Source organism: uncultured Castellaniella sp. (assembly GCF_937988725.1).
GTDB lineage: Bacteria > Pseudomonadota > Gammaproteobacteria > Burkholderiales > Burkholderiaceae_B > Castellaniella.
This window is the reverse complement of record NZ_CALKHS010000010.1, coordinates 1,117,854-1,141,977: the sequence shown is the minus strand read 5'-3', so window position 1 is coordinate 1,141,977 and position 24,124 is coordinate 1,117,854. Positions and strand designations below refer to the sequence as shown.

The 24,124-nt window shown below is 55.6% G+C and carries 23 protein-coding genes; 5 read left to right on the top strand and 18 right to left on the bottom strand.

Annotated features, from left to right (window positions below):
* The first annotated feature begins 67 nt into the window (after nucleotides 1–67).
* Nucleotides 68–2,752, top strand: coding sequence for a TrlF family AAA-like ATPase (locus Q0263_RS15840; RefSeq protein WP_366140724.1), 2,685 nt, complete (start codon nucleotides 68–70; stop codon nucleotides 2,750–2,752).
* 128 nt (nucleotides 2,753–2,880) lie between these two features.
* Here Q0263_RS15840 and Q0263_RS15835 read toward each other — a convergent pair whose 3' ends face one another.
* The 16 genes from Q0263_RS15835 to Q0263_RS15760 form a co-directional block, all read right to left on the bottom strand.
* Entirely contained in the window at nucleotides 2,881–3,096 is a 216-nt protein-coding gene (locus Q0263_RS15835) for a DUF2274 domain-containing protein (protein ID WP_298018261.1), read from the bottom strand.
* The gene (locus Q0263_RS15830; protein ID WP_298019172.1) at nucleotides 3,093–4,400 is read right to left on the bottom strand and encodes a TrbI/VirB10 family protein; all 1,308 of its coding nucleotides are present in this window, start codon (nucleotides 4,398–4,400) and stop codon (nucleotides 3,093–3,095) included. The genes Q0263_RS15835 and Q0263_RS15830 overlap by 4 nt, the downstream gene beginning before the upstream one ends.
* A 28-nt stretch (nucleotides 4,401–4,428) precedes the next feature.
* The gene (gene trbG / locus Q0263_RS15825; RefSeq protein ID WP_298018258.1) at nucleotides 4,429–5,421 is read right to left on the bottom strand and encodes a P-type conjugative transfer protein TrbG; all 993 of its coding nucleotides are present in this window, start codon (nucleotides 5,419–5,421) and stop codon (nucleotides 4,429–4,431) included.
* Nucleotides 5,418–6,122: a conjugal transfer protein TrbF gene (trbF, locus tag Q0263_RS15820; protein ID WP_298018256.1), complete on the bottom strand. Its 705-nt coding sequence runs from the start codon at nucleotides 6,120–6,122 to the stop codon at nucleotides 5,418–5,420. Before trbF ends, trbG begins: the two co-directional genes overlap by 4 nt.
* An 11-nt stretch (nucleotides 6,123–6,133) precedes the next feature.
* On the bottom strand, nucleotides 6,134–7,384 hold the full coding sequence (gene trbL / locus Q0263_RS15815; RefSeq protein ID WP_298018254.1) for a P-type conjugative transfer protein TrbL: 1,251 nt from the start codon (nucleotides 7,382–7,384) through the stop codon (nucleotides 6,134–6,136).
* Nucleotides 7,385–7,400: 16 nt separating this feature from the next.
* The gene (trbJ, locus tag Q0263_RS15810; protein WP_298018251.1) at nucleotides 7,401–8,141 is read right to left on the bottom strand and encodes a P-type conjugative transfer protein TrbJ; all 741 of its coding nucleotides are present in this window, start codon (nucleotides 8,139–8,141) and stop codon (nucleotides 7,401–7,403) included.
* Nucleotides 8,138–10,597 carry a conjugal transfer protein TrbE gene (trbE, locus tag Q0263_RS15805; protein WP_298018248.1) on the bottom strand — a complete coding sequence of 820 codons (2,460 nt, stop codon included), beginning with the start codon at nucleotides 10,595–10,597 and terminating at the stop codon, nucleotides 8,138–8,140. Before trbE ends, trbJ begins: the two co-directional genes overlap by 4 nt.
* Before the next feature lie 11 nt (nucleotides 10,598–10,608).
* Nucleotides 10,609–10,893: a VirB3 family type IV secretion system protein gene (locus Q0263_RS15800; protein ID WP_366140715.1), complete on the bottom strand. Its 285-nt coding sequence runs from the start codon at nucleotides 10,891–10,893 to the stop codon at nucleotides 10,609–10,611.
* Nucleotides 10,890–11,267, bottom strand: coding sequence for a TrbC/VirB2 family protein (locus Q0263_RS15795; RefSeq protein WP_298018245.1), 378 nt, complete (start codon nucleotides 11,265–11,267; stop codon nucleotides 10,890–10,892). Before Q0263_RS15795 ends, Q0263_RS15800 begins: the two co-directional genes overlap by 4 nt.
* The gene (gene trbB, locus Q0263_RS15790; protein ID WP_298018236.1) at nucleotides 11,264–12,292 is read right to left on the bottom strand and encodes a P-type conjugative transfer ATPase TrbB; all 1,029 of its coding nucleotides are present in this window, start codon (nucleotides 12,290–12,292) and stop codon (nucleotides 11,264–11,266) included. The genes Q0263_RS15795 and trbB overlap by 4 nt, the downstream gene beginning before the upstream one ends.
* Entirely contained in the window at nucleotides 12,289–12,753 is a 465-nt protein-coding gene (locus Q0263_RS15785; RefSeq protein ID WP_298018233.1) for a CopG family transcriptional regulator, read from the bottom strand. Before Q0263_RS15785 ends, trbB begins: the two co-directional genes overlap by 4 nt.
* Nucleotides 12,750–14,750, bottom strand: coding sequence for a conjugal transfer protein TraG (locus Q0263_RS15780; RefSeq protein WP_298018232.1), 2,001 nt, complete (start codon nucleotides 14,748–14,750; stop codon nucleotides 12,750–12,752). The genes Q0263_RS15785 and Q0263_RS15780 overlap by 4 nt, the downstream gene beginning before the upstream one ends.
* 232 nt (nucleotides 14,751–14,982) lie before the next feature.
* Nucleotides 14,983–15,261: an EexN family lipoprotein gene (locus tag Q0263_RS15775; protein WP_298019167.1), complete on the bottom strand. Its 279-nt coding sequence runs from the start codon at nucleotides 15,259–15,261 to the stop codon at nucleotides 14,983–14,985.
* 35 nt (nucleotides 15,262–15,296) lie between these two features.
* Complete coding sequence (locus Q0263_RS15770; RefSeq protein WP_298018229.1) at nucleotides 15,297–16,202, bottom strand: LysR family transcriptional regulator; 906 nt, start codon at nucleotides 16,200–16,202, stop codon at nucleotides 15,297–15,299.
* 54 nt (nucleotides 16,203–16,256) lie between these two features.
* The gene (locus Q0263_RS15765) at nucleotides 16,257–17,651 is read right to left on the bottom strand and encodes an ATP-binding protein (RefSeq protein WP_298018226.1); all 1,395 of its coding nucleotides are present in this window, start codon (nucleotides 17,649–17,651) and stop codon (nucleotides 16,257–16,259) included.
* On the bottom strand, nucleotides 17,648–18,310 hold the full coding sequence (locus tag Q0263_RS15760) for a response regulator transcription factor (protein ID WP_298018223.1): 663 nt from the start codon (nucleotides 18,308–18,310) through the stop codon (nucleotides 17,648–17,650). The genes Q0263_RS15765 and Q0263_RS15760 overlap by 4 nt, the downstream gene beginning before the upstream one ends.
* A 271-nt stretch (nucleotides 18,311–18,581) precedes the next feature.
* On the opposite strand from Q0263_RS15760, the gene Q0263_RS15755 reads away from it, so the two are divergent.
* From Q0263_RS15755 to Q0263_RS15740, 4 genes are all read left to right on the top strand, one after another.
* Complete coding sequence (locus Q0263_RS15755) at nucleotides 18,582–19,586, top strand: glycosyltransferase family 2 protein (RefSeq protein ID WP_298018221.1); 1,005 nt, start codon at nucleotides 18,582–18,584, stop codon at nucleotides 19,584–19,586.
* A gap of 100 nt (nucleotides 19,587–19,686) precedes the next feature.
* Nucleotides 19,687–20,079, top strand: a complete 393-nt coding sequence (locus Q0263_RS15750) for a hypothetical protein (protein ID WP_298018219.1) — start codon at nucleotides 19,687–19,689, stop codon at nucleotides 20,077–20,079.
* A 48-nt stretch (nucleotides 20,080–20,127) separates the two neighbouring features.
* Nucleotides 20,128–20,859 (top strand): HupE/UreJ family protein, encoded by a 732-nt coding sequence (locus Q0263_RS15745; protein ID WP_298018215.1) that lies wholly within the window; start codon nucleotides 20,128–20,130, stop codon nucleotides 20,857–20,859.
* Between the two features lie 10 nt (nucleotides 20,860–20,869).
* Entirely contained in the window at nucleotides 20,870–21,562 is a 693-nt protein-coding gene (locus Q0263_RS15740; RefSeq protein WP_298018212.1) for a transmembrane anchor protein, read from the top strand.
* A 151-nt stretch (nucleotides 21,563–21,713) separates the two neighbouring features.
* Here the strand turns inward: Q0263_RS15740 and chrA are convergent, their stop codons facing one another.
* The gene (chrA, locus tag Q0263_RS15735) at nucleotides 21,714–23,066 is read right to left on the bottom strand and encodes a chromate efflux transporter (protein ID WP_366140723.1); all 1,353 of its coding nucleotides are present in this window, start codon (nucleotides 23,064–23,066) and stop codon (nucleotides 21,714–21,716) included.
* A gap of 8 nt (nucleotides 23,067–23,074) precedes the next feature.
* Nucleotides 23,075–24,118: a chromate resistance protein ChrB domain-containing protein gene (locus Q0263_RS15730; RefSeq protein ID WP_298018206.1), complete on the bottom strand. Its 1,044-nt coding sequence runs from the start codon at nucleotides 24,116–24,118 to the stop codon at nucleotides 23,075–23,077.
* Nucleotides 24,119–24,124: the final 6 nt, after the last annotated feature.

The following is a 24,124-nucleotide window of genomic DNA, read 5'->3' as shown; positions in this document are numbered from 1 at the left end:
TGGAATCAACGAGGGCGTCCATGATTAGGCATGCACAAAGAATTATTAGTTTTAGAATGGAGAGATGCTGATGGAGAAACTTCAAGAATGCGTCGCACACACTAATGGCGCACACTTTTTTCGCGGCGACCTCCATATTCACTCGTACCAAGCGTCCCATGATGTCACCGACATAGACATGACGCCACAACGTATCGTTGAGATAGCACTTCGAGAAAACTTACAGATTATCGCCGTCGCGGACCATAATGAAATTAGCAATGTACAGGAGACCGTTTCAGCAGGAGCTTCCATCGGCGTACTTGTCATTCCATCCGTAGAGCTCTCTACACCCGAAGGACACCTCCTGTGCTATTTTCCAACAGTTGAATTACTTGCACAATTCCATGGACGACTTAACTTAGCAGATCGTGGACGCCAAACCAGCCGCTGCAAGGATGCCATGTTTGCGTGCCTGGAACACGCGAAAGAGCTAGGCGGCTTTTGTGTACTTGCACATGTTGATGGTGGCAACGGATTAGAGACCAATCATCCTGGTGGATCTCCCCATAAGACAGATATATTGTGCCATACAGCCTTGCTCGGTATAGAACTTACTACGGCCAACTCGCTTGTAAGCTATGCGCCTGAAGACCCAGATCAATCCCGTGCTCATATCGGGAAACAGCGTATTGAGCGGCTCGGCTTGGGTGAGCGTCAATATCTGGCCCGCATTCTGAACTCCGATTCACATACCCTAAACGCGCTGGGTCGCAACGCTAATCAGGATCGTAAACTCACCCGTTACAAAATGGCGGCCCCGTCCTTTGAAGGCTTACGTCATGCATTGGAAGAAGGAGACTCCCGAATTCGTTTGGAGGAGGAGGTACCTGCATCAACGCCGTTTATTTTAGGCGCGATTATTAGTGGCGGATACTTGGACGGACAAAAAATCCATTTCAGTCGCAATCTAAATTGCATCATCGGGGGAAGAGGCACGGGAAAATCCACCACATTTGAAGCTGTACGCTGCCTGACAGGTACGCCCTCAGGAGCGGACGTGATCGACTCCGAAGTCTGGCCGCATCAGTTGCACCTATTTTGGCAGGACGAAGCCGGACAGCAACACACATTATCGCGATCAATCGGTGAAGAGCTTATTAATCTCGACGATCCAATCGATGGCCCTATCGCTTTCGAACTTGATTGTTTTGGGCAAGGTGAAGCAGCGCGCGTACGCGAACACGCTAAAGACGATCCACTAGCCCTCATGCGCTATCTTGATACGTTCACACGTGTTGAGGATGCTCTTTTGCATGAATACGAAGCCCGAGAGTTATTGCAAACACTCCGCACACAAATTATCGAAGCAGAAAAACATGTTGCCGCTATCCCTCAGACTCAGCGATCCCTGACGGTGGTTCAACAACAGCTACAAGCATTCCAAGCAGCAAAAGGCGCAGAGGTCATTCAGCTTCAGCGCAGCCTCGCAATTGAAAAGGCAAGAAAAGACAATCTCAACGAATTGTTAACTGAACTGAAAGAATTTGTACAAGATACAACCCTAGCTGACGTATCAGCAAACTTTCGGTCGTTAGTTGCCGCTGAAGATATCACCACCGGTCATATTGAAGCAGCAGAAATCATTACTGCAGCGGACGAGTTTTCCACGACGCTGGAGCGAGCACAAGCTGACATCAAAGCCGCTTACCTAGCACTCCAAGCTTCAACGATATCTTCTATCGGACGATGGGTGGAAAAGGAGCGCCCCATCCGCGACAACATCGAAACCAAACGGGCCGCGCTGGAAGCCAGAGGCGTGAAACTAGATATGTCGCATATCACTCGGCTCACCACAGAAGAAACCCAACAGAAGAAACAATTGGTCAACCTGAAAACCTGGGAGCCCCACTTAAAAGCGCTTCGTGCGAAGTACGCAACAGCATTAAAGGAGCGATGGCAAGCACGACAACAAGTCGCCTTGCGCCGACAAGCTTATGCTATTCAGGCCTCGCGAGCACTTGCAGAAGTCCTCTCAGAATTTCAAGTCAAGTTACAGTACATTGAAAGTGGCTACACATCGGAGGCAGTCGGAATTATTGCAACGGCGTTGGGTTGGCGCACAATCAACCATCAAAAAGCGCGCATTATTGTGGAGCAACTCACTATTCCGGGACTGTTGTCCGTGATAGAAAAATCACAAACAGAACAACTTACGTCGATCCAGATTGCAGACGGTGTGCAGCAATTCTCGCCTGCAGAAGCAAGAGAAATTATTCAAAAACTGAGTGAGCCATCGGTGCTTGCCGATCTTGAACAATGTCATGTTGATGACCTTCCAAAATTAACAGTAACCGGCAAAGTATCGCGTGATGGAAAAACACGATACGTCCAACGTGATTTTTCTCAGTTATCGCTAGGTCAGCAGCAATCAGTTTTACTTGCCCTAATTCTATCGTCAGATAGCAGACGTCCACTGATTATTGACCAACCAGAAGATAACCTGGATAGTGAATTTATTTTTCACACGTTTGTACCAGTCCTGCGCCGCGCCAAAGAGCGCAGACAAGTCATTATCGTTACCCACAATGCAAATATCGCCGTGCTCGGTGATGCGGAACAGTTGATCGTCTTCAAAAGCAACAACGATCGCAGCCAAGTTGTTGCACGCGGGTCAATTGATGACGTGGCTGCGCGGGATGCGGCCTGCAAAATATTGGAAGGAGCGAGGGAGGCATTCACTCGCCGAGCCAAAATATACGGTATTTCTTAAGCAAATTGCCGTAAAAGGGCCAATCCTTAATTCGTCTTCAACGTCCAGTACTCACACTCTCTTGGTCTGTCAGAAGCTGCAAAGATTAAAATTATCCATTGCAATAACTTAGATTACCCAAAACTTACTTACCGGATCCGTTTGAATCCCCGATCCCCCGCCATGAAGGCTTCCAGCATATGCGGAATCAACGTCACGGCATCGACCGTCTCCCCATACGTCTGCGCATGCTGCGCCGCATAGCGCTCCAGCTCGGCTTTCAGGCTAGTCGGGCATGTGAAGGTCAGCTTAACGACCTCAGTCTTCGGCAGCGGCCCCAGCCGCAGTTTTCGGGTGGTGCTCATTGTGACGCTCCCTTGTTGAAGAACAATGGCTGGTACGGACGCAATACCAAATCTTTATTAACAATGATCCGCACCGGCAAGCCGGGGCGACTGGTCAAGGTGGGCTGGATGTTCATGTTGCGCCGGGTCATTTCCTGGCCCACCTGATTGATGCTGTCCTGGGCGCTGTCGCGTCCTGCGATGATGATGCGGTCGCCATCCTGGCGGTTTTCCGGCGCGGCCAGCTCGGCGCCGACGCCCAGCAAGGTGGTCAATACAGCGCCGCCGACGATGCGATCCCAATGCCAATCGACCTCATCCTCCAAGCCGGCATAGCCCGCTGGGTCGGTGCCCGCCAGGTTATCCAGCGTGAGCGAGGACGTATCGGGCAGGATGATACGGTTCCACACCACCTGCACCCGGCTTTGCCCATAACTCACCTGGCTGTTATAGCGACCCATGATGCGCGAGCCTTGCGGGATCAGCAAATGCTGGCCGGTCGCCGAGTCATAGACGGGCTCCGTCACGGTGCCGATCACATCGCCCGGCAGATCGGACTTGATGCCTGTGACCAGCGCGGCGGCGATGACCGTGCCGGCCATGACCTGATACGGCGAAGTGGGCATTTGCAGATCGCCGGAATTACGGGTTTGTGTAGAGCCGGATTGCAGGAAGGCTTCTTTCTGGTCTTGCCGATTCTGCACAGCGGTGGGGTCGATGGATTGCGCCGCAGTCGAAGTTGGCCCAGCGGCCAGCGGGTCGAAGGCGGCCAGGGTGTTGTCCATGCCCGGCGCGACAGGCATCGCCTGCACACCCGTCGTCGAAGGTTGGCCGGTCTGGCCTTGGCCGGTGCGGAAGAACACCGATGAGGCAGCGGCCGCTTCGGCTTCCTTGCGCCGGGCTTCTCGTTCAGCTGCTTCGGCATCAACGCCCGGCGGCGCATAGGTAGCAACCATCGGCTGCTGGCTATTGACTATGGCCGGCCCTAGGTCGCCGGGCAGTGGCGGGCCGAGTTCCGGCACATTGGGAGGTACGTCCGGGACGGGCAACATGGAATAGTCGGAAGGCAAGGCGTCCAGTCCTTCCGACTTCGATACCCGGTCTACGTTGTAAAGCTCATTCTGCTCTCCTGCGCTGCGCCGCTGCGGTTGCAGCGACCAGATAGTGGCACCCAAGACCGCTACCGATAGGCTGCCGACCAGCAAGGCTAGCGTGCGCCGGTTCAGTCGCGTGACCGGACGCGGCTGAGCGCGCAGCGCCACCGTCTCAGGTGCCACCTTATCCGCCGCCTTATGTTCCACTGGTGACGAAGCCTGATCAGGCATGTGATCGGATAATTTTTCCTGACTCATTTCAGTGCCTCCGTGCCACGCCATCAGTACGCTCAATCCGCACCACGTCGCCCCGATTACCGCCCAGGCGCAGTTCAGCCGCACCAAAGAGCCGATCCACGATGTAATACGGCGGGCGGAATCGGTAGTTCACCAGTTGGCCATCGCCTTCAGCGCCGATTACAAAGAGCGGCGGCAGCTCCCCTTGGGCAATGCCAGCCGGAAACTGGATATAGACCTTCTGCCCATCATCGAAGGCGCGCAACGGCTTCCAGGGCGGATTATTCCCGCTGACCGCATAACGGAACCGCAGGTTTTCCAGGGCCAGCCCGGTATCGACGGGCGCACTGGCCTGCGCGGCCTGATTCTGGCGCTGCAAGGCCAACATCTGATCCTTCGGATATTCCCAGGACACCGACGCCATCCATGTCTTTTCCGTGGAAGTCAGTTCCAGCAGATAAGTGCGCCGGCTGGTGGTGATGACCAAGTTCGTCTTCAGACCTGACCGAATCGGCTTGACCAGCACGTTCACGCGCAAGTCAGCGCCGCTGCCGCTGGAGGTGTCCCCAACAATCCAGCGCACGGTGTCACCGGCGGCGACCGTGACCAGTTCCTCCCCTGGCTGCAGCGCAATCACCGTCACGCGGCCCACGCCGGTATAGACCTGATACAGCGCCCCGTCGCTGTAAGGCCAGACCTGAATGGCATTGACGTAGCCTTCGCGGGTGGGCGCAACCCGTGCTTGGGCATTGGCACGGGATACCCGCACGGTTTCATCGGCGGGTTCGGGCGTGGGCTTGCCACCCTCCGTACCCGGCAAGGGTTTCAATTGCGCAGGCAGCGCCAAGGGTTCAGGCACGGCAATCACTTCGACCGGGCTGGGCGGCTCGGGCAGCAGTTCGGCCTGTACCGGCTCATCAAGCGAGATGGCCGGTGGCGGCTTGCCCTGTGTGGCGCAGCCCGCCAGGGCAAGCAGGGCCAACGGAAAAGCGTAAAAGCGCAAAGACGACATCATCGCGGTGCTCCTTCGGAGGAATCGAGTTCACGGCTCCACGACAGGCCATTGACGTAAAGCCCCAGGGGGTTTTTGCGCAAACGCGCTTCGGTACGCGGAGGCTGATGCACGATGGACACCACCGCCGTCCAACGCTCCAGACCTGCGGATGCGCCATTGACGAAGCGGCGTTCTGTCCAACGCACGTTGAAGGACGTGTCGCTCGCCCGCACGACACTCGTGATCTGCACCGTCACAGATTCTTTGCCGATGCGGGTAAAGGGATCATTCACCCGTGCGTAGTCATTCAGCACAGCGGCCCCCTTGTCCGTGGTGTAGTCGTAGGCATCCAGCCAGTTCTGACGCACCACAATGGGGTCGATGGAGAGCGAGCGCACCAACGTGATGAAGCGGGCGATATGGTGGGCGGTTTGCGCATCGTTGGGTCGGTACGGCGAAGCCGCTTCCCCCACCGCCCGCACCTGGCCGGCGTTATCCACCTCCACTACATAGGGCGTGACGATGGACTGCATTGAGCGCCACACCAGGCCGCCGGCCATGAGTAGCGCCAGCAGCAGGCAGCCAAAGGCCATCAGCCGCCAGTTCCTGGCCTGCAGCCGCGCCGAGCCGATACGGTCGTCCCAGACCTGGGCGGCGGATTGGTAAGGTGTGGCTGGTTGCGGAGATTCGGCATAACGCACCAGCGGCCGTTTGAAACGCATGAGGGTTCCCCTTATGAATCGGAATCACGCAGGCTTGGGCCTTGGCCCGCGCCGCCGCCATCCCCACCGCGCAGTGCGTGGGCAGTGGTCGTGGCGGCTTGCGTCAGTTGTTGCCGGCGGTGCAGGCGCTTGGCCCAGGCCGGTTGGGCAGTGGAACTGGCGGTATCGGTTGACGCTCCACCGGAGGTGCCTGCCCCAGCACCAGAAGCAGGGCTTGCCCCCGCCGCTCCTTTAAGGCCACCACTCGCCGCTACACCTGTCTGAAAAGCAGACCGGATGCCGCCCGCACTCGAACCGATGGATCGAGCCGCGCCGGAAGCCATGCGGGCGGCGCCCGGAACCATGCGTGCGCCTGCCGCCACGGCAGCCCCCACGCCAGTGGCGGCTGTACCGATGGCAACAGCAGTCCCGACAGCGCCGACGGCTGCACCGGCCATGGAGCCCGCGCCCAACTGCGGTCCGCCCGAAACGAGCCCCGTCGCGATGCCCGGCCCGAAAATCCCAAGCGCCAGCAAAGAGAGCGACGCCAGCATGATGACCAGCGCATAGTCGATGGACGGCTCATCGGGATGAACCTGAAACTCGGCGAACAAGCCGCTGCCAATGCCGACGATCACGGCCAGCACCAGCACCTTGACGCCGGAAGACACCACATTGCCCAGTACCTTCTCGGCAAGGAATGAAGTCTTGTTCCAAAGCGCAAAAGGCACCAGGACAAAGCCGGCAAGCGTGGTCAGCTTGAACTCGATCAAGGTCACAAAAAGCTGAATCGCCAGCACGAAGAAACTCAGCACCACCACCATCCAGGCGAGAAACATCACCACGATAGGGTCGATGTTGGTGAATACCTCGGGAAAGCCCGCCATGTCGCCGATCTGTTCCAGAATGGGCGCGGCGGCATCAATACCGGTCTTCGCCAACCGTCCGGGCTGCAAAAAGTTGCCCATCGTGAGCGACGAGCCTGAAGCTATCAGGCCCAGCCCAGCGAAAGAGCGGAACACAATGCCAGCCAGCACATTGAAGTTGCCGATGATGTAGGCAAACGCCCCGACATAAAGCACCTTGCGCAGCAGCTTGGCGATCACGTCGTCGCCCTGGCCACTGGCATGATTCATCGCCCAGAACAGGCCGGCCAGTGTCATGTCGATCACGATGAGCGTAGCGGTGAGAAACGCCACATCGCCTTGCAGCAGCCCGAACCCCGAGTCGATGTACTGCGCAAAGGTAGCGAGAAAGCGGTCGATCACCGCCACGTCATTCATGGCTCAAGCGCTCCGATCAGTTGCCGTAGAAATTCACGGCTTGCGGCGTATACGGCGTGCCGCTGCCCTGGAAGCGCTGGCGCACTTCACGGGCGCGCTCGGTGGCCGCTGCCTGACGTGCCAGCTCCAACGAGGCGGCGCGGTCCTGGGTGATCTGAAGCTGTTGCGCCTGGATGCCCTGCTTGGCCTGCAAGGCCAAAAGCTGGTTGGTCGCTTGCATGGCCTGCAACGCGCCTTGCGCCGACTGGCTTTGATTCACAAGGTCGGCCAGCGTGCTTTCATCATCGCGCAGGTTCTGCGAGGCTTGGGCCTGCACCCGCATCGCGGTATGCAGGCCATTCAACGTATTCTTCCAGCGCTCACGGGCATCCTGAGCCATGCTGTCGCCGCTCACGGTGGCGGCATACTGGTTGGGATACAGGCGCGCAAACTCCTGATCCATGTTCGCCACCTCGTAACTGAGCCCTTGCGCCTCGCCGATCAGACGTTCGGTGGCGGCCAGCGTGGTGCGCAGGCGGTTGACGACATTGAAATCCAGACTCGCCAGATTGCGGGCCTGATTCATCAACATCTGGGCCTCGTTCTGAAGCTGGTTGATCTGGTTGTTGATCTGCTGCAGTGTACGAACGGCGGTCAGCGTGTTCTTCGTATAGTTGGATGGGTCAAAGACCGTTTTCCAGGCCCAAGCGGGCGAAGCGGTGAGTAATGACGCCGAAAGAACGGCAGCAAGCGATACCGATAGTGTGCGGATTTTCATGGCAGATTCTCCTGTAGGTGGGAAGGAACGGCAGTGACTGAGGGTGCGAAGCCGGGAAACTCGGGCAACAGGTCGGCGGCCCAGTCCAAGCCGCGATGGCGCAACCAGGAGCCGGCAAACCCGGGTACGCCAGCGTCCAGCAGGATGCGGTCGATGTCGCGCTGATCTTGCGGGGTGGAGGCGCCAGCAAAAGCCAGCGTGGCCGGCCCGAGGTCAAGATCGAACAGACGGTTGCCCAGACGCGACTGGTAGTAGTAGTCGCGCTTGGGTTGAGCCGTTGCCACAATCTCGATCTGTCGGCTGTTCAGGCCGAAGCCTTCATAGATCGTGCGAATCTGCGGCTCGGTCGCCTGCGGGTTGGGCAGGAAAATGCGGCTGGCGCAGCTTTCGATAATTGCGGGCGCAATGCTCGAATCCTTGATGTCGGCCAGTGACTGCGTGGCAAAGATGACGCTGACGTTTTTCTTGCGCAGGGTCTTCAACCACTGCCGGATGCGGGCGGCAAAGAACGGTTCATCCAGAAACAGCCATGCCTCATCGAGAATCAGAAGGGTTGGCGCACCATCGAAACGCTCATCAAACCGGGCAAACAGATAGCGCAGTACCGCCTGCACGGCGGCGGGGCTGTGCATCAGCTCTTCCATTTCGAAGCCCTGCACGTCGGCCATGCCCAGCCGGTCATGGTCAGCGTCCAGCAGCTTGCCGTGCGCGCCGCCCAGCACATAGGGCGCAAGCGCCTGGCGCAGCATGTTCGATTGCAGCAGTACGGAAAATCCCGTCAACGTGCGCTGCTCCAACGGCGCACCCGCCAAGCTCCCCAGCGCCGACCAGATGGCGGCCTTGTCATCGGGACTGACGGCCATGCCTTCGTGCAGCAAACGCCCTTCAATCCATTCAGCCGCCCAGGTGCGATAACCTTCGTGGTCGATGCGTGCCAACGGCTGAAAGGCGATCTCGCCATCATTGCCAAGGTCATAGTGCTCGCCCGCCAGACCCAGAATGGTGGCGCGCATCGAGCGGCCCATGTCAAAGGCGAAGATGCGTGAACCGGGATACCGGCGAAATTGCTTGGCCAGGACGGCCAGCAATACCGACTTGCCCATGCCGGTCGGCCCGGCGACCAGCGTATGGCCCACATCGCCAATATGCGTCACCAGCCGAAATGGCGTCGCGCCTTCGGTGCGCGTGACAATGAGCGGCGGCCCATCCAGATGCTCATTTTTCTGTGGCCCGGCCCACACCGCCGACACTGGCATCATATGGGCCAGATTCAATGTAGACACAATGGGTTGCCGCACGTTGGCATAGGCATTGCCGGGAATAGACGACAGCCAGGCATCCACAGCGTTCAAGGTCTCAGGAATCGTCACAAAGCCCCGGCCCTGAATAACGCGCTCAATCATGCGCAGCTTTTCATCAGCCACAGCGGGGTCGGCATCCAGTACCGTCACGGTGGTGGTGACATACCCAAAGGCGACTTGGTCGCTGCCCAACTCCTGCAAAGCAGCATCCGCATCGGCGGCCTTGTTGCTGGCATCGGTATCAACCAGCGGCGACTCCTGCTGAAAAATCGTTTCCCGTAGCAGCGCCACGACATTCTTGCGCTTGGCGAACCATTGACGGCGCAAGCGGCGCAGCTCCTTTTCCGCCTCGGCTTTGTCCATGCAGATAAAGCGCGTACTCCAGCGATAGGCAAAGCCAAGCCGGTTCAGGTCATCCAAAATGCCCGGCCAGGTGGAAGTCGGAAAGCCTCGCACCGATACCACGCGCATATGGGCATCGCCCAGCATCGGCGCCAGGCCACCCACCAACGCGGAGTCGGTCAGTAGCGCATCAAGGTGAAACGAGACTTCCGGCACACCGATGCAGTAACGCCGTGTTGAGATGGTGGAATGAAGGTAGGTCAGCGTCTGGCTATCGTCCAGCCAGGAAATTTCCGGCATGACGCCATCTAGCAGGTCAAAGACGCGATCCGTTTCCGCCACGAATGCGGCCAGGCGCTCGCGCCAGTCCATACCTTCGGAGGGACGGTTCTCGTACAGCAGCCCCGCCGCGCGAGCACGGGATTCCTCGGGCGGCAGAAACACCAGCGTCAGGTGATAGCCGCTTTCAAAGTGGTTGCCCGCCTGCTCGAAGGCGGCGCGGCGCTCCTGATCGACCAGCCAGGACAAGGCTTCAGGGAAGTCCGAATGGGGATAATCCGCCGCTGCACGGCGTTCGGCTTCAATGAACAACGCCCAGCCCGACCCCAGGCGGCGCAGTGCATTGTTCAAGCGGGCCGACGTAGCGATCAGTTCGCCTTGCGTCGCGCTATCCAAGTCCGGCCCGCGAAAGCGTGCCGTGCGCTGAAAGGAACCATCCTTGTTCAGCACTACGCCCGGCGCAATCAGTCCAGCCCAGGGCAGCCAATCTGCCAATAAGGCGGGACGCTGACGGTATTCGGCAAGGTTCAGCATGGCGTCATCCTCTACACGTCCAGCAGCGTTTTATGTTTGATGTGACGGGAAAAAACCTGCATGAACTGCGGGTCAACACGCGCGCCCCATACCGCCAGAGAATGACCGACAATCCAGAGCACCACACCTGGAATCCACAGTTGCAGGCCCAGCCCCACGGCGGCGGCCAGCGTGCCGTTGGCAATCGCAACGGTACGCGGTGCGCCGCCCATCAAAATCGGTTCGGTCAGCGAACGGTGCAGCGGCACCTCAAACCCCGCAGCGAAGCTGGATACGCCTTCGATGTCAGTATTCATACGACGGCTCCGCCGGAGAATGAAAAGAACGACAAGAAGAACGACGATGCAGCGAACGCGATGGACAGGCCGAAGACGATTTGAATCAGCTTGCGAAAACCGCCACTGGTGTCGCCAAAGGCGAGCGCCAGACCCGTGGCAATGATGATGATGACGGCAACGATGCGCGCCACCGGCCCTTGGATAGACTCCAGAATGGATTGCAGTGGTCCCTCCCAGGGCATGGAGGAACCAGCGGCGTGTGCTGCTCCGGCAAGCAGCATCAACAGCATGACTAGCAGCAGCCCTTGCGCGGCAGGCCGGGCCAGCTGGCGCAGACGGTTCATAGTAGAAAGCGGAATCACGGAAATAAGAAACGCATCAACAGGCGTCATGACGGTTCTCCAGATAGATCAGGGGAGGAGGAAGAGTGTGGCGATAGCTCGGGAAATGGAGTTTGGAGCGCATCGACCAATTGGTAGTCCGTGCCGTCAAAGCCGACGACCCTGGCGATGCTTTCGATGCGGCGCTTGCGCCCGCGACCAGCGATGTAGATCACGACGTTGACCGCTTCGGCAATGAGCGCTCGCGGCGGGTGCATTGCTACTTCCAGAATCAGTTGTTCCAGGCGCAGCAACGCCCCCACGGCAGAACCGGCGTGGATGGTGGCAATACCGCCGGGGTGGCCCGTGCCCCAGACCTTAATGAGATCCAACGCTTCACCGCCGCGCACCTCACCGACCACCACACGGTCGGGGCGCAGGCGCATCGTGGCGCGTACCAGCTCCTGCATCGTCACGACACCTATCCGGGTGCGTAGCGGCACATGGTCGTTCGCGACGCATTGCAGCTCCACCGTATCTTCAAGCACTAGCACGCGATCGCCCGTGGCAGCAATTTCTGCCAGCAAGGCATTGGCAAGCGTGGTCTTGCCGGTGCTGGTGCCGCCGGCAATTAGGATGTTCTGCCGCTCGCGTACCGCCCGTACCAGAAACGCCGCCTGGGCCACGTTCATCATGCCGTCTGCGATGTAGCGCGTGAGCGGAATCACGCCCACAGCGCGCTTGCGCAGCGCGAAAGCCGGGCCGGGTGCGGCGGGCGGCAAGATGCCCTCGAAGCGTTCGCCGGTTTCGGGGAGTTCCGCTGTCAGAAGCGGCTGGCCGCGATGCACTTCCGCGCCGACGTGGGCGGCGACCAGGCGGATAATGCGCTCGCCATCGGCTTCGGACAATTCGACGCCCAAAGGTGTACGACCCGACGAGAGTCGATCCACCCAGAGGCTGCGGTCAGGGTTGAGCATGATTTCCACCACGTCCGGGTCTTCCAGAGCTGCAGCGATCACCGGTCCCATGGCGGTACGCAGCATCTGGATGCGGCGATCCAGAGCGACGGCAATTGAGGATTCGGGAACGGCACTCATGACACACGCTCCCGCCCCTCAAACGCGGGCGCGGTATCATCCAAGCGCACAGGGTCAGGGTGCAGTTCCTCCACCACATCACGCACCAGGCTGCGACCGCGCAGCAGGTGGCGGCCAAGCTGTTCCACGAATTGCTCAAAGCGTGCCTTGCCCTGGGCACGGGCGGCATCCTGATGGGCTTCGGGAACCGGCGTACTGACCGTCAAGTAGTAACGTACGAACAGCGCTAACGTTTCGATCTGGATGTTCTGGTCTCGCTCCAGGCGCTCGAACTGGCGTGACAGACGATCCAGCCGTTTGGCCATCGCCGCCTCGCGCTGATCGCCGGCATCAGGCGAGAGCCAGGACGCCAAGGCGGCGGCCACGATGGAGGATTTAGAAACCCCTTTTTTTGCAGCCAGCTCATCCAGGCGCTGGGCATGTTCCGGGCGGATAAAGAGATTCAGGCGATATCGGCTCATAACTGGATTCCGTCATCAGAGTCGAGGGCAGCCATGCGCACCACGCGCTGCATGGCGGGATCAAGCTGGCGGGGAGGAACGGACGGCAAGTCGTCGTCATTGAGCAGCGCCAGGTCGCTGGCCGGGTACTCCAGCTGGGGGCTGTAGGCGACGGCCTCCGATAGTTCGGGCTGATGGTGCGGGCCGCCGCCGTCGGCCGCGCCCGTCATGCCATCGCTATCCACTGAGGCGGGCGCAACGGGGACAACCGGAATCGTCAGGCCACTCCAGTCATCAGGACAAACCGGCGGCGCATCCGCATAGCGCCCGGCGGCAAGTACGGGCGGCGGCAGCACGCGGTGCTTAAAATTGGCATCCAGGTAGTAGCGCAGCTTCTTGGCCTTGATCGGCGCCACGCTGGAGACCATCACCACCGCCTCGTCGGGCGGAAGCTGCATCACTTCGCCCGGCGTCAGCAGTGGTCGTGCCGTTTCTTGGCGCGACACCATAAGGTGTCCCAGCCAGGGCGCAAGCCGATGTCCCGCGTAGTTACGCTGGGCGCGCAGTTCGGTGGCGGTACCCAGCGTTTCGGAAATACGTTTTGCGGTGCGTTCGTCGTTGGTGGAGAAGGTCACGCGCACATGGCAGTTATCCAAGATCGAATGGTTCTGGCCATAGGCCTTGTCGATCTGGTTGAGCGACTGCGAAATCAGAAAGCTGCGGATGCCGTAGCCGGCCATGAAGGCAAGGGCCGTCTCGAAAAAATCCAAACGGCCCAACGCCGGGAACTCATCGAGCATCAACAGCAGTTTGTGGCGACGGGCGATGCCGTCGGAGCCATCGAGCGATTCGGTGAGACGCCTGCCGATCTGATTGAGGATCAGACGAATCAGCGGTTTGGTGCGGCTGATGTCCGAAGGCGGTACCACCAGATACAGCGATACGGGGTGCTCAGAAGCAATCAGGTCGGCGATGCGCCAGTCGCAACGCGACGTAACTTCGGCCACCGTCGGGTCGCGGTACAGACCCAGAAACGACATGGCGGTGCTAAGAACACCGGAGCGTTCGTTATCCGATTTATTCAGCACCTCGCGGGCGGCGGAAGCCACCACCGGATGCGGTTCATCGCCTAGGTGCTGTGTCGTCATCATCCGATGCAAGGTCAGCTCGAACGGACATGCCGGGTCCGATAGGAAGTTCGCCACGCCACGCAGCGTCTTGTCTTCGCCCGCATAGAGCACATGCAAGATGGCGCCCACCAACAGCGCGTGCGAGGTCTTCTCCCAATGATTGCGGCGCTCCAGCGCGCCTTCGGGATCAACCAGAATGTCGGCGATGTTCTGCACGTCGCGCACTTCATGCTCGCCCCGGCGCACTTCCAGCAGCGGGTTGTAGCCAGCCGAGCGGCTATCTGTGGGGTTGAACAACAGGCAGTGCGAAAAGCGCGCCCGCCAGCCAGCCGTGATCTGCCAGTTCTCACCCTTGAGGTCGTGGATGACGGCGGATCCAGGCCAGGACAGCAAAGTCGGCACCACCAGGCCCACGCCTTTGCCCGAGCGGGTGGGTGCAAAGGCCAGAACATGCTCAGGCCCTTCGTGACGCAGATACTGTTCGTCGTGTAGACCGAGAAAAATGCCGGTGGGCTGGGTGAGCCCCGCTTTGTGAATGTCTCCGCTGTCAGCCCAGCGAGCCGAGCCGTAGGTGGTGACCGGCCGCGTCTGGCGTGAACGCCAGATTGACATGCCGATGGCGACCATCACGGCAACCAAGCCGCTGCCGCCAGCGATCATGCCACCGACGTTGAACACCTCCGGCGCATAGGCATCAAAAAAGAACCACCATTCGAAGAACCGCCAGGGGTAATAGACCGGCGTGCCGTAGAAATCAAACCAGGGCGAACCCAAGCGTAGCTGATAACCCAGGGCGGCTGCTGTCCATTGTGTGGCACCCCACACACCGGCAATCACGATGCCGAATACAACGGCAATCTGTCCGAACAGCACGTTTGTCCCTTGCATACCCTAGCCTCCAACTACACCTGCCCTGACTCCTCGTTCCACAGCGGCACAAAGATGCGCCTGCCTATGAGGATCGGTGCCGGGCCAGTGCCGGTCAAAGACTGTTATCAGAACAATGCTGATGAAAAAAACATCAATTCATATTGAGGCGAACATGACGAAAACACCGCAAGCGCGAGTACGCTGCAGCGTGTTAACCAAGAAAAACCAAATTTTCTAAAAATCCAGATATTTAGAACTTAGGTGGCGCATTTGATGGGGTGTAGGGTATTTTTCCATCACCATAAAAGCGCTTACGCGTAGCTTCAGCCACCTGGTCGCACCGCACACCCCTCAGATTGGAACGATCTCTTTTGCATTGCTCACGCAGATTTTTGAGCCGCTCAGGGTTGGAAACCAGCTCATCCACTGTCGATAGCTCAGCTTCTGAGGACACGTCCTTCGAGGGTTCCTCTGATCGACCGCAAGCAGCCAAGAAAACCAACAAGAAGAGCAAGATAACTTTTTGCATCATGTAGGTTCCTCTCGAAAATTAATATTGTGGCGTCATTCTGGCTTAGAAGGTTCCTGTGATCCAATGATTTGTACGCGCTCAATAAACCTTGACAAGACTTCAGATGGACCACTATCTAAGTACAGCAAATATGTCCTCAGTAATGGCGCGCGTCCGACGAGCGGTCGTGCGACTACACCCACCTCGTGGCTAGCCTCGATATGTGCGGCGCCTGCCAATCCGAGAGCGAAGCCTGCCGATACCAGCACCATCATTAGGTCGGCAGAGGTCACTCGCTCGGCAACCAACGGTTCTATGTCTACACGACGCAGTACTCGCTCGATTTGTTTTGCGTGACCTTCGCAAACGTCGGGGTCGCACATCACCAACGGGTACCGCAGCACTTCTTCCAGTGGAATCCGCTTATGACTAAGTATGGGGTGCCGCGCAGGTACGGCGACCATCAATGTATCGGACCAGACCGGCTCAGCGTGAATGCCGCCACCCACTTCATCAGACTGAGCAAAACCCACGTCGTACAGATCGTCATGTAACCCTCTGATCTGTTGCGCTAATGGCACCTCGAATAATCGAATATCGACTTCGGGTTCGTCCAAGCGGCATCGTGCCAACAAAGCGGGCAAACGCGATGGGGTAATGCCATCGGACAACGCGATTCTCAACTGACCTTGAAAACCACTGGCTGACGCCCTGACGCTATCGCGCGCTTGCTCTAGTGCGGCGAAAACGCGTGGAACATGCTCCAAGAACAGTTTCCCAGTACGGGTCAACCGAGTGCTGCGGGTAGTGCGTGCAAACAGAGCCACACCCAGTTCCTCCTCCAACTCCTTGATTGTCCGTGATAGCGGTGATTGTTCTATATGCAACCGCTCGGCCGCTCGGGCGAAGTGGAGTTCTTCAGCAACTGCCAAAAAACATCGTAAGTGTCTCAGCTCCATAAGTCAGACAGCAAGCCTCCATATCACCTCCCAATACAAGAGGCACACTGAAATCTAAGTAATGAGCTTGGCCACAGGGATGGAGACTATGACTCCTATACCTCGACCATGCAGCCCTGCACACCACTGGATCGTTGCTCCATGAGACTGTGCAATTCGACGGACAATGGCTAAACCCAACCCGCTACCCTGTTGGGTCGTACCTGGAATACGGTAAAAACGCTCGAATATTCGCTCACGCTCGGCGGGCAAAATTCCTGGCCCGTCATCACAGACGGACAGTTCTAAGTGTTTGGAAAAGCGAACGATACGAACCTCAACGTGCCCTGACGATGCGGTATATCGGATCGCGTTATCGACCAAATTGTCCAGAATGGAAATGAACCCTGCGCGGTTTACCGCGAACAATAGCGTTTCTGGTGCGTCAAGAGACAAATTTATAAGGCGAGATCTCGCTATTGACGAGAGAGATGCCAACCTTTCACGCGAAAGGCTGGCTATGTCGATCATTTCTCGATCGACTAGCGTTGGTTCGGCATCGACACGCGCAATGGTAAGTAACTGCGTTAATAGGTGAGAGACACGATCGATATCTTGTTGCAGTTCGCTAGCGGCCAAACGTTGATGCTCAATTTTTTGAGCATTCACCAGCAAATGAGCCTGCGCGTTGATTGCCGCAAGTGGCGTCCGTAGTTCGTGAGCCGCATCGGCTAAAAATCGTCGTTCATTATCTAATCGCGTACCTTCACGCCCCAGAAGCGCATTCAACTCTTCAAGAATTGGGGCTGTTTCTGCATATAAACGTGATGAATAGATAGGTGAAAAATCTCCAGTTTTTCTCTTCGCGATTTGTATGGCCAGCATTCTAAGTGGATGAAAACCCTTATATGCTGTCCAGAGCATAACGGCTGCACACCAAGCAAGAATCAACACTTGCGACAGCGCAATATCGGTAAGCATAGGCAAGCTGGTAGCCACACGTCGATCCCCTCGTTCAGCAATATGTACCTCAATAGCCGAATCGCCACTAATAGCAGCTACGGTTCTCCAAGAACTACCTCCCCAGTGCTTCTCCATAAAAACATCCCCTGTACCGGCAATGGGTTGATCGGGTGCATTCGCCGTTTTATAAATCAGACGGCCAGCCCTATCCCATACTTGATACAGCGGCGTATAGTGCGATCCCTTATCATGGGTGATTAGAGCTTGGCCATCGATAAATAATTTCTCAGCAGTTTTTAGGCGCCGCTCTAATTCCCGGGGATTATCGGGCGCTGCACTGGATGCTTCGGCGAGCGTGTGTGCAAAGTACAACATCCGCCGATCCAAATCGCCATTCTCAAACGCAAACCAGTGAAAAATAAGCCAGCAAAACACCAGCAAACACGCTATCACCATCGCTATAATTTGTGACAAAATTAAGCGTCGTAGAAGCGATGGATATTTCATGGATGAATGCTTTCCAAAACGTACCCTACACCACGCACAGTACCGATAAGATGACTACCGATCTTATTTCGTAAATTATAAATATGGACGTCAATAGCGTTACTCTCAGCACCCTCAATTAACGAAGCCGAACGCTCAATTTGGGCTCGTGTCAATACTTTTCCAGCCTCGGAAGCCAGTGCTAGAAGAATGTCGTACTCGCGCATGGTGAGCGATATCTCTCGATCATCAACGGAAACTTTGCGCCGTGCTGTATCGATCAGAATTGAACCCACTCGCCAGGAAGCCGTTAGTTGCTTGCTTTGCCGACGCAGTAGTACTCGAATACGCGACAAAAGCTCATCGATGGCGAATGGTTTGGGCAAATAATCATCAGCGCCTCCATCCAGCCCAGCCACGCGGTCACTGATCGCGTCGCGAGCGGTCAGCATTATTACAGGCGTTGCGTCACCCCGAGTCCGAAGCCAGCGCAGGACCTCCAATCCAGACCCATCGGGGAGCATTATGTCTAGCAATATTAGGTCGAAAGGACTGTCAGCTAGGAATTTTTTTGCGTCACTGGCCTGTCGTAACCACACTGCGTTATAGCCCGCACCCGTCAACACGCGCTGGAGCGATGTCCCCAGAGGGATGTCATCCTCGACAAGAAGAAATTTCATAGGGTATTAGCACCAAGAACAGCCATTAGATGGAAAGCACATAGGTCGTTTTTATGATGCTGCTACTGTAGCACCGCCAAGCGCGGCGATGAGCACAGCACGATGATTCTGTCAACGCTCTTCATCATCCCTTCATTTTAATCTTTGTACACTGCATGAAAGTTCGAGGGCCGTAGAAGTTAGGCTCGTGAACGCCGATAAGGCGTGTACCTCGCATCGTTGGTACTCCCGCTAGGCAAACAAGCACGGAATTCAATTGCAGGCGGCTCTTATGTCAAAAATTTTCCCTTCCTCTTTTACTGACTTACCCCGTCCCTGTATGCTCAGCATCGTGGTTCCGGTTTACAACGAAGAAGAAGTTCTACCGCTATTTCATCGACGACTCACCAGCGCACTGACCGATTTATCTGGTAGCTACGAGGTTATATTCATCGACGATGGCAGTGGGGATAACTCGTATCAGGTGCTAAAAAACATTCGCCAATATGACCTCACGGTTGGGGTGGCAAAATTTACCCGTAACTTTGGGAAGGAATGCGCTATAAGTGCTGGCTTGCAGTTGGCGCGAGGCGCAGCAGTCATAATCATTGATGCTGATTTGCAAGATCCGCCCGAACAAATTCAAAGTATGGTCGACGCCTGGAAAGCTGGTGCCAAGATCGTCAATATGAGGCGGCGTCGCCGCGATGGTGAGACCTCCTTTAAGAAAGCCACGGCTCATTTTTTTTATCGAACCATAAATCTTGTTAGCGAAGTTCCGATTGCTCAGGATGTAGGCGATTTCAGATTACTAAGCAGAGAGGCAGTTGACGCGCTCAATTCGTTGCCAGAACGATGCCGCTTCGCTAAAGGCTTATTTGCTTGGATTGGATTCGAGCAAGTGACGATCGACTACGATCGTGATGCCCGTCTCGCCGGAAAAACCAAATGGCGGTATTGGCGTTTATGGAACTACGCGCTGGATGGGATTACATCATTTTCCACAGCCCCCCTTAAATTCGCTACGTATACCGGACTAGTTAGTGCTATTAGTGCTTTTGTTTATGCACTTTATTTTTTATTTAAGGCACTGTTCTTTGGAGATCCGGTACATGGATTTCCGACACTGATAGTAACAATACTATTAGTTGGAGGCCTTCAATTGCTAGCCACAGGAATTGTCGGTGAATATGTAGGGCGTCTTTATATCGAGGTTAAACAACGACCGCAGTATTTGTTGGAAAACTTCCATCCCGTAATAATGGAAGTAAACGAAACACACAGGTCAACCTCATGAGCCAATCTCTCTGCTAGATTAGAGAAAATTGAGCATCGATTCTAAATTCAATTTCCGCTATAACATAATATAAGTCAATCCGGCACATACAATAAGTTTCATGAAAAATCCGTTCGATCTGCCGGGAATTCGTTTTTCCATCGTATTTTCAATAATACTGAGTATCTTTGCAGCCCTACCAACGGTAGTCTCAACATCCCATGATCCATCTGCTCTGTCAACCGCAGAAAGACTGCGTCATATTGAGCTTCCCATGGAAATTTTTGGTCATGGGCACAGTCATAATTTAGGCTTAGAAGACGAGAGAAGCATAGGTCATCTGCACGGTCATAACGCGACTGATCATTCTCATGAAACCCATAACCTTCCACCTGACGCGTTCATTCCATTAGTTCACATTCCGCAAATATGGTATCCAACGTCACTCTATCCCATATATCCTGAGCGTAACTTTATTCTTGAGCGCCCTCCGAAACTAACCTTCTCTTCCTGAGAATTGGCCAACCCAAGGCTGCTTTATTTAAAAAAAACCGGAGTACTCATGTTTACATCCTCCCTCTGGGGCGATCTGCGCTCGTCCATACAAGAAAAGCGAGTGGTTATCTTATGGCTCGTTCTATTGCCTATCTTACTATTCTCCGACGCGGCTTTTGGTCACGCTGTAGCAGAAGGCGACAAGGGCTATATCCAAGAGATAACTGGCGTTAACGTATTGCCATTTATCTATCTCGGTGCCAAACACATGGTGACCGGATATGATCACATATTGTTTTTGCTCGGCGTGATCTTCTTCCTTTATCGGATGAAGCATATCGGCCTCTATGTAAGCTTGTTCGCAGTAGGACACTCCACTACGATGCTCCTCGGCGTGTACTTCAATGTTGGGATCAACAGCTATATCATCGACACAATCATCGGCTTATCGGTCGTCTACAAAGCGCTCGATAACATGGGTGCATACCAGCGCTGGCTTGGCTTCCAACCCAACACCAAGATCGCCACTTTGATTTTCGGGTTTTTCCATGGCTTTGGTCTGTCTACGAAGATCATTGAATACAACATTTCACCAGACGGCTTGGTTCCCAATCTACTTGCCTTCAATATTGGTGTGGAGATTGGCCAGTTGCTGGCGCTTGGCATAATTCTTATCGCTATGAGCTATTGGCGCCGGACGGAGAGCTTCTGGCGTCACGCCTACACCGCCAATGCTGTCATGATGAGCGCAGGCTTCATTCTGATGGGCTATCAAATTACCGGCTATTTCGTTTCATAAAGGATTCAGTATGTATAACACCGATTTACCTAATCGCGCAGAGCTACCAACTTCTGAACAACTCAAGCGTTCTACAATTATTGCCGCGATCTCTGCCCTGGCCATCCTTGTTACCATAGTACTTCCGTCCGAATATGCAATTGACCCAACTCGAATCGGCCGTGCGTTGGGCCTCACTGAAATGGGTGAGATTAAATTGCAACTCGCAGCAGAGGCAGCCAAGGATGGAGCTGGTAAGACTGTTGCGGACAGGTTTATGCAAAATGCGTCTACATCAACTTCTTCCTCAACTGTGATGCCGCCCGCAATCATTCAGCCGTCGCAGCCCCCCACCTTTGCAGGCAAAGAACCCGAACCTTTGGTTACTAAAACTACACCTACCCAAACTGACAGATCTGATGAAATAAGCATCACTTTAAAGCCAGGGCAAGGGGTTGAAGTCAAGCTGGTTATGGCGGCGGGCGCAAAAGCTAAGTTCTCCTGGACAGCCAATGGTGCAGTGGTGAACTACGACACACATGGTGACGGTAACGGCCGCTCAGTTTCTTATGAAAAGGGTCGTGGTGTGGCGAGTGATGAAGGGGTGTTAGATGCTGCATTTGATGGAAATCATGGTTGGTTCTGGAGAAACCGAACTAACTCGAATGTCACATTAACTCTTCGAACGAATGGTGATTATTCCGAACTTAAGCGCGTAATTTAATTTTTCTTCTGTTCTATCGAATCAGATTGATCACAGCATCTAATACGCATGGAAGGAGCTTGCTTCTTCCATACTAAACACGATGTGATATTGGCTCAATATCGATAAAATAAGTACCATCCCTAATCGCAAAGAGCTTCTTCGTTCCTCCTTAAGCCAGGGTTTTCAGGGTTAGACCTAGGATCGCGCACGCGACGATCACGTGGATGACATTACGTTTATAGGCAAACAAGGCCAAGGCTGCCGCGACGGCAATTAATGCCGACACCCAGTCAAAGGCGCCCGCCAAGCCATTAGGCCAGAGCACATGATAAGCAAAAAACACCGCTAAATTCAGAATCACGCCAACTACAGCTGCAGTGATGGCGGTCAACGGAGCAGTGAACTTTAGATTCCCATGGGTGGACTCGACAAACGGGCCACCAGCCAAGATGAAAATAAATGACGGTAAGAAGGTGAACCAAGTGACCAGAACAGCCCCTACAGCGCCGGCCATAAATACCAGATTGGGGCCAAATAGCGCTTGAACGTAGGCTCCAACAAAGCCGACATATGCCACCACCATGATGAGCGGACCAGGATTGGCCTCACCCAGCGCGAGGCCATCTATCATTTGCGCGGGTGTGAGCCAGCCGTAATAGCTAACAGCACCTTGATAAATATAGGGCAGAACCGCATATGCACCGCCGAAGGTAAGTAGCGCAGCTTTAGTAAAAAACCAGCCCATTTGGGTTAGAGTGTGCTGCCAACCGACGAAGACGACAAGCAGTACCATCGGCACTAACCAAAGCACGGCACCAGCCAGCGCGATGCGGGCCAAGCCTGACCAGCGAAATACGGCATGCGCCGGTGGCGGAGTGTCGTCATCGATCAGGGCGGGCCCGAAGGATTTATTGGTTTGCTTGTGGCCACCTCCGAGTGCGAACGTATCGGGAGTCAAGCGACCGCCAACATAGCCAATGAGTCCTGCCGTAGCGACAATGATCGGAAACGGGACATTCATCGCAAAGATGGCTACGAAAGCCGCAGCGGCAATCGCCCACATTACGCCATTCTTAAGTGCGCGCGAACCTATCCGATGCACGGCATGCACCACCACCGCCGTGATTGCCGGTTTGATACCATAAAACAACCCTGCCACTACGGGCTGGTGCCCAAAGGCAATGTAAATCCATGATAAGAAAATCAAAAAGAAGAGGGAGGGTAAGACAAACAACACGCCAGCAGCAATTCCGCCGCGCGTGCAATGCATGAGCCACCCCATATACGTAGCCATTTGCTGCCCCTCGGGGCCGGGCAGCAACATGCAGTAATTCAACGCATGCAGGAAGCGCGCTTCACTTATCCAGCGCCGTTGTTCAACTAACTCACGATGCATCAGTGATATCTGCCCGGCCGGCCCGCCAAAGCCAATGAAACCCAATTTGAGCCACAGCAGGAATGCTTGCCTAAAGGTAACCGCCTCGGGTTTAGCCAGAGCTTTCTTCTCAGAGGCTAGCGGCATGATCGGGGTCATGGCTTTTGTATTTCATTATTAAAGGTGGTTAGCAAGCCATCAAACAGACCGCTGGCTGCTATGACCAATTGATCGTCGTCCGCGATAGAGTCACGCAGCCCAGCCAACACGCACTCAACGCCACTAGCCTCAGACGGCTGCACACCACCGACATCTAGATAATGCACCAAGACACCGATACGCTTAAGCGCCGATTGATTCAGGCCAAAACTGGCCAACAGAACCTCGAAACTGACCCTTGCGTCTATATGGGTAAAGGTGGCGCCGTCAAAATCGAACCCTAGCGCATCAGCCGGGCAGTGGGTAGGCGACTCCAACCAAAGAAATACTCCCTGAGGATCGATGAAACGCCGAATCAGCCACGCGCATGCCAAACGATCAACCCAAGGTCGGCGACGCGTCGCCCACGTGCGGCCCTGGTAATCTTTAACGAAAAGAAGGGGAATAGTGCCTTTGATCGCATGCGGCTCATCAGGTGTGAGCGCTTGGTTCGCCGTCAGCTCTAATTCCTGCAACGCCGCATCGACCTGGTGCTGTGCTTCGCCAGGAAAAAAATCGATTTCAATGAGGCTGGCAAAGGCTTTACGCAATTTACGGATTCGTTTGAGCACATCCAGCGGTGCTTCGGCGCTTAATGCCCGGTGTGCAACCTCAACTTGCCCGAGCAGTGCAGCGTAGTCCTGTGCACGGTCAAACAATGTGACAAATTGCGCATCTTCTGACCCGACACTGCAAAGTACGTGAGCCATCCCACCGCCTTCTCGCACATCGGCCCCAATTGTCTCCAAAATACTTCGGCCCGATGCAGTTTCAGGCAATACATAAACGCCGTCGCGCAGTACAGCTGCACCACAGCTTTTAAGAGCCCGCCATGCCCGCATCCGGACGGTTGCGTTTTGAGTGGGCAGAGAAGTTACGAGTAGTAGCCAAGTCATGATGTAGAGTTTACTATTAATTATATAGAGAACTCTACAAATTTTAAGTTTGTAAAGTTCCAACCATTCGCCAGCCGTTATCTGCTTAAACGTCGTGAACAGCACGTTGTT

What these genes read in the sequence shown, in the direction of transcription:
- Q0263_RS15835 (WP_298018261.1), bottom strand. Translation starts at nt 3,096, where the DNA reads ATGAGCACCACCCGAAAACTGCGGCTGGGGCCGCTGCCGAAGACTGAG.
- Q0263_RS15830 (WP_298019172.1), bottom strand. Translation starts at nt 4,400, where the DNA reads ATGCCTGATCAGGCTTCGTCACCAGTGGAACATAAGGCGGCGGATAAG.
- trbG (WP_298018258.1), bottom strand. Translation starts at nt 5,421, where the DNA reads ATGATGTCGTCTTTGCGCTTTTACGCTTTTCCGTTGGCCCTGCTTGCC.
- trbF (WP_298018256.1), bottom strand. Translation starts at nt 6,122, where the DNA reads ATGCGTTTCAAACGGCCGCTGGTGCGTTATGCCGAATCTCCGCAACCA.
- trbL (WP_298018254.1), bottom strand. Translation starts at nt 7,384, where the DNA reads ATGAATGACGTGGCGGTGATCGACCGCTTTCTCGCTACCTTTGCGCAG.
- trbJ (WP_298018251.1), bottom strand. Translation starts at nt 8,141, where the DNA reads ATGAAAATCCGCACACTATCGGTATCGCTTGCTGCCGTTCTTTCGGCG.
- trbE (WP_298018248.1), bottom strand. Translation starts at nt 10,597, where the DNA reads ATGCTGAACCTTGCCGAATACCGTCAGCGTCCCGCCTTATTGGCAGAT.
- Q0263_RS15800 (WP_366140715.1), bottom strand. Translation starts at nt 10,893, where the DNA reads ATGAATACTGACATCGAAGGCGTATCCAGCTTCGCTGCGGGGTTTGAG.
- Q0263_RS15795 (WP_298018245.1), bottom strand. Translation starts at nt 11,267, where the DNA reads ATGACGCCTGTTGATGCGTTTCTTATTTCCGTGATTCCGCTTTCTACT.
- trbB (WP_298018236.1), bottom strand. Translation starts at nt 12,292, where the DNA reads ATGAGTGCCGTTCCCGAATCCTCAATTGCCGTCGCTCTGGATCGCCGC.
- Q0263_RS15785 (WP_298018233.1), bottom strand. Translation starts at nt 12,753, where the DNA reads ATGAGCCGATATCGCCTGAATCTCTTTATCCGCCCGGAACATGCCCAG.
- Q0263_RS15780 (WP_298018232.1), bottom strand. Translation starts at nt 14,750, where the DNA reads ATGCAAGGGACAAACGTGCTGTTCGGACAGATTGCCGTTGTATTCGGC.
- Q0263_RS15775 (WP_298019167.1), bottom strand. Translation starts at nt 15,261, where the DNA reads ATGCAAAAAGTTATCTTGCTCTTCTTGTTGGTTTTCTTGGCTGCTTGC.
- Q0263_RS15770 (WP_298018229.1), bottom strand. Translation starts at nt 16,202, where the DNA reads ATGGAGCTGAGACACTTACGATGTTTTTTGGCAGTTGCTGAAGAACTC.
- Q0263_RS15765 (WP_298018226.1), bottom strand. Translation starts at nt 17,651, where the DNA reads ATGAAATATCCATCGCTTCTACGACGCTTAATTTTGTCACAAATTATA.
- Q0263_RS15760 (WP_298018223.1), bottom strand. Translation starts at nt 18,310, where the DNA reads ATGAAATTTCTTCTTGTCGAGGATGACATCCCTCTGGGGACATCGCTC.
- Q0263_RS15755 (WP_298018221.1), top strand. Translation starts at nt 18,582, where the DNA reads ATGTCAAAAATTTTCCCTTCCTCTTTTACTGACTTACCCCGTCCCTGT.
- Q0263_RS15750 (WP_298018219.1), top strand. Translation starts at nt 19,687, where the DNA reads ATGAAAAATCCGTTCGATCTGCCGGGAATTCGTTTTTCCATCGTATTT.
- Q0263_RS15745 (WP_298018215.1), top strand. Translation starts at nt 20,128, where the DNA reads ATGTTTACATCCTCCCTCTGGGGCGATCTGCGCTCGTCCATACAAGAA.
- Q0263_RS15740 (WP_298018212.1), top strand. Translation starts at nt 20,870, where the DNA reads ATGTATAACACCGATTTACCTAATCGCGCAGAGCTACCAACTTCTGAA.
- chrA (WP_366140723.1), bottom strand. Translation starts at nt 23,066, where the DNA reads ATGCCGCTAGCCTCTGAGAAGAAAGCTCTGGCTAAACCCGAGGCGGTT.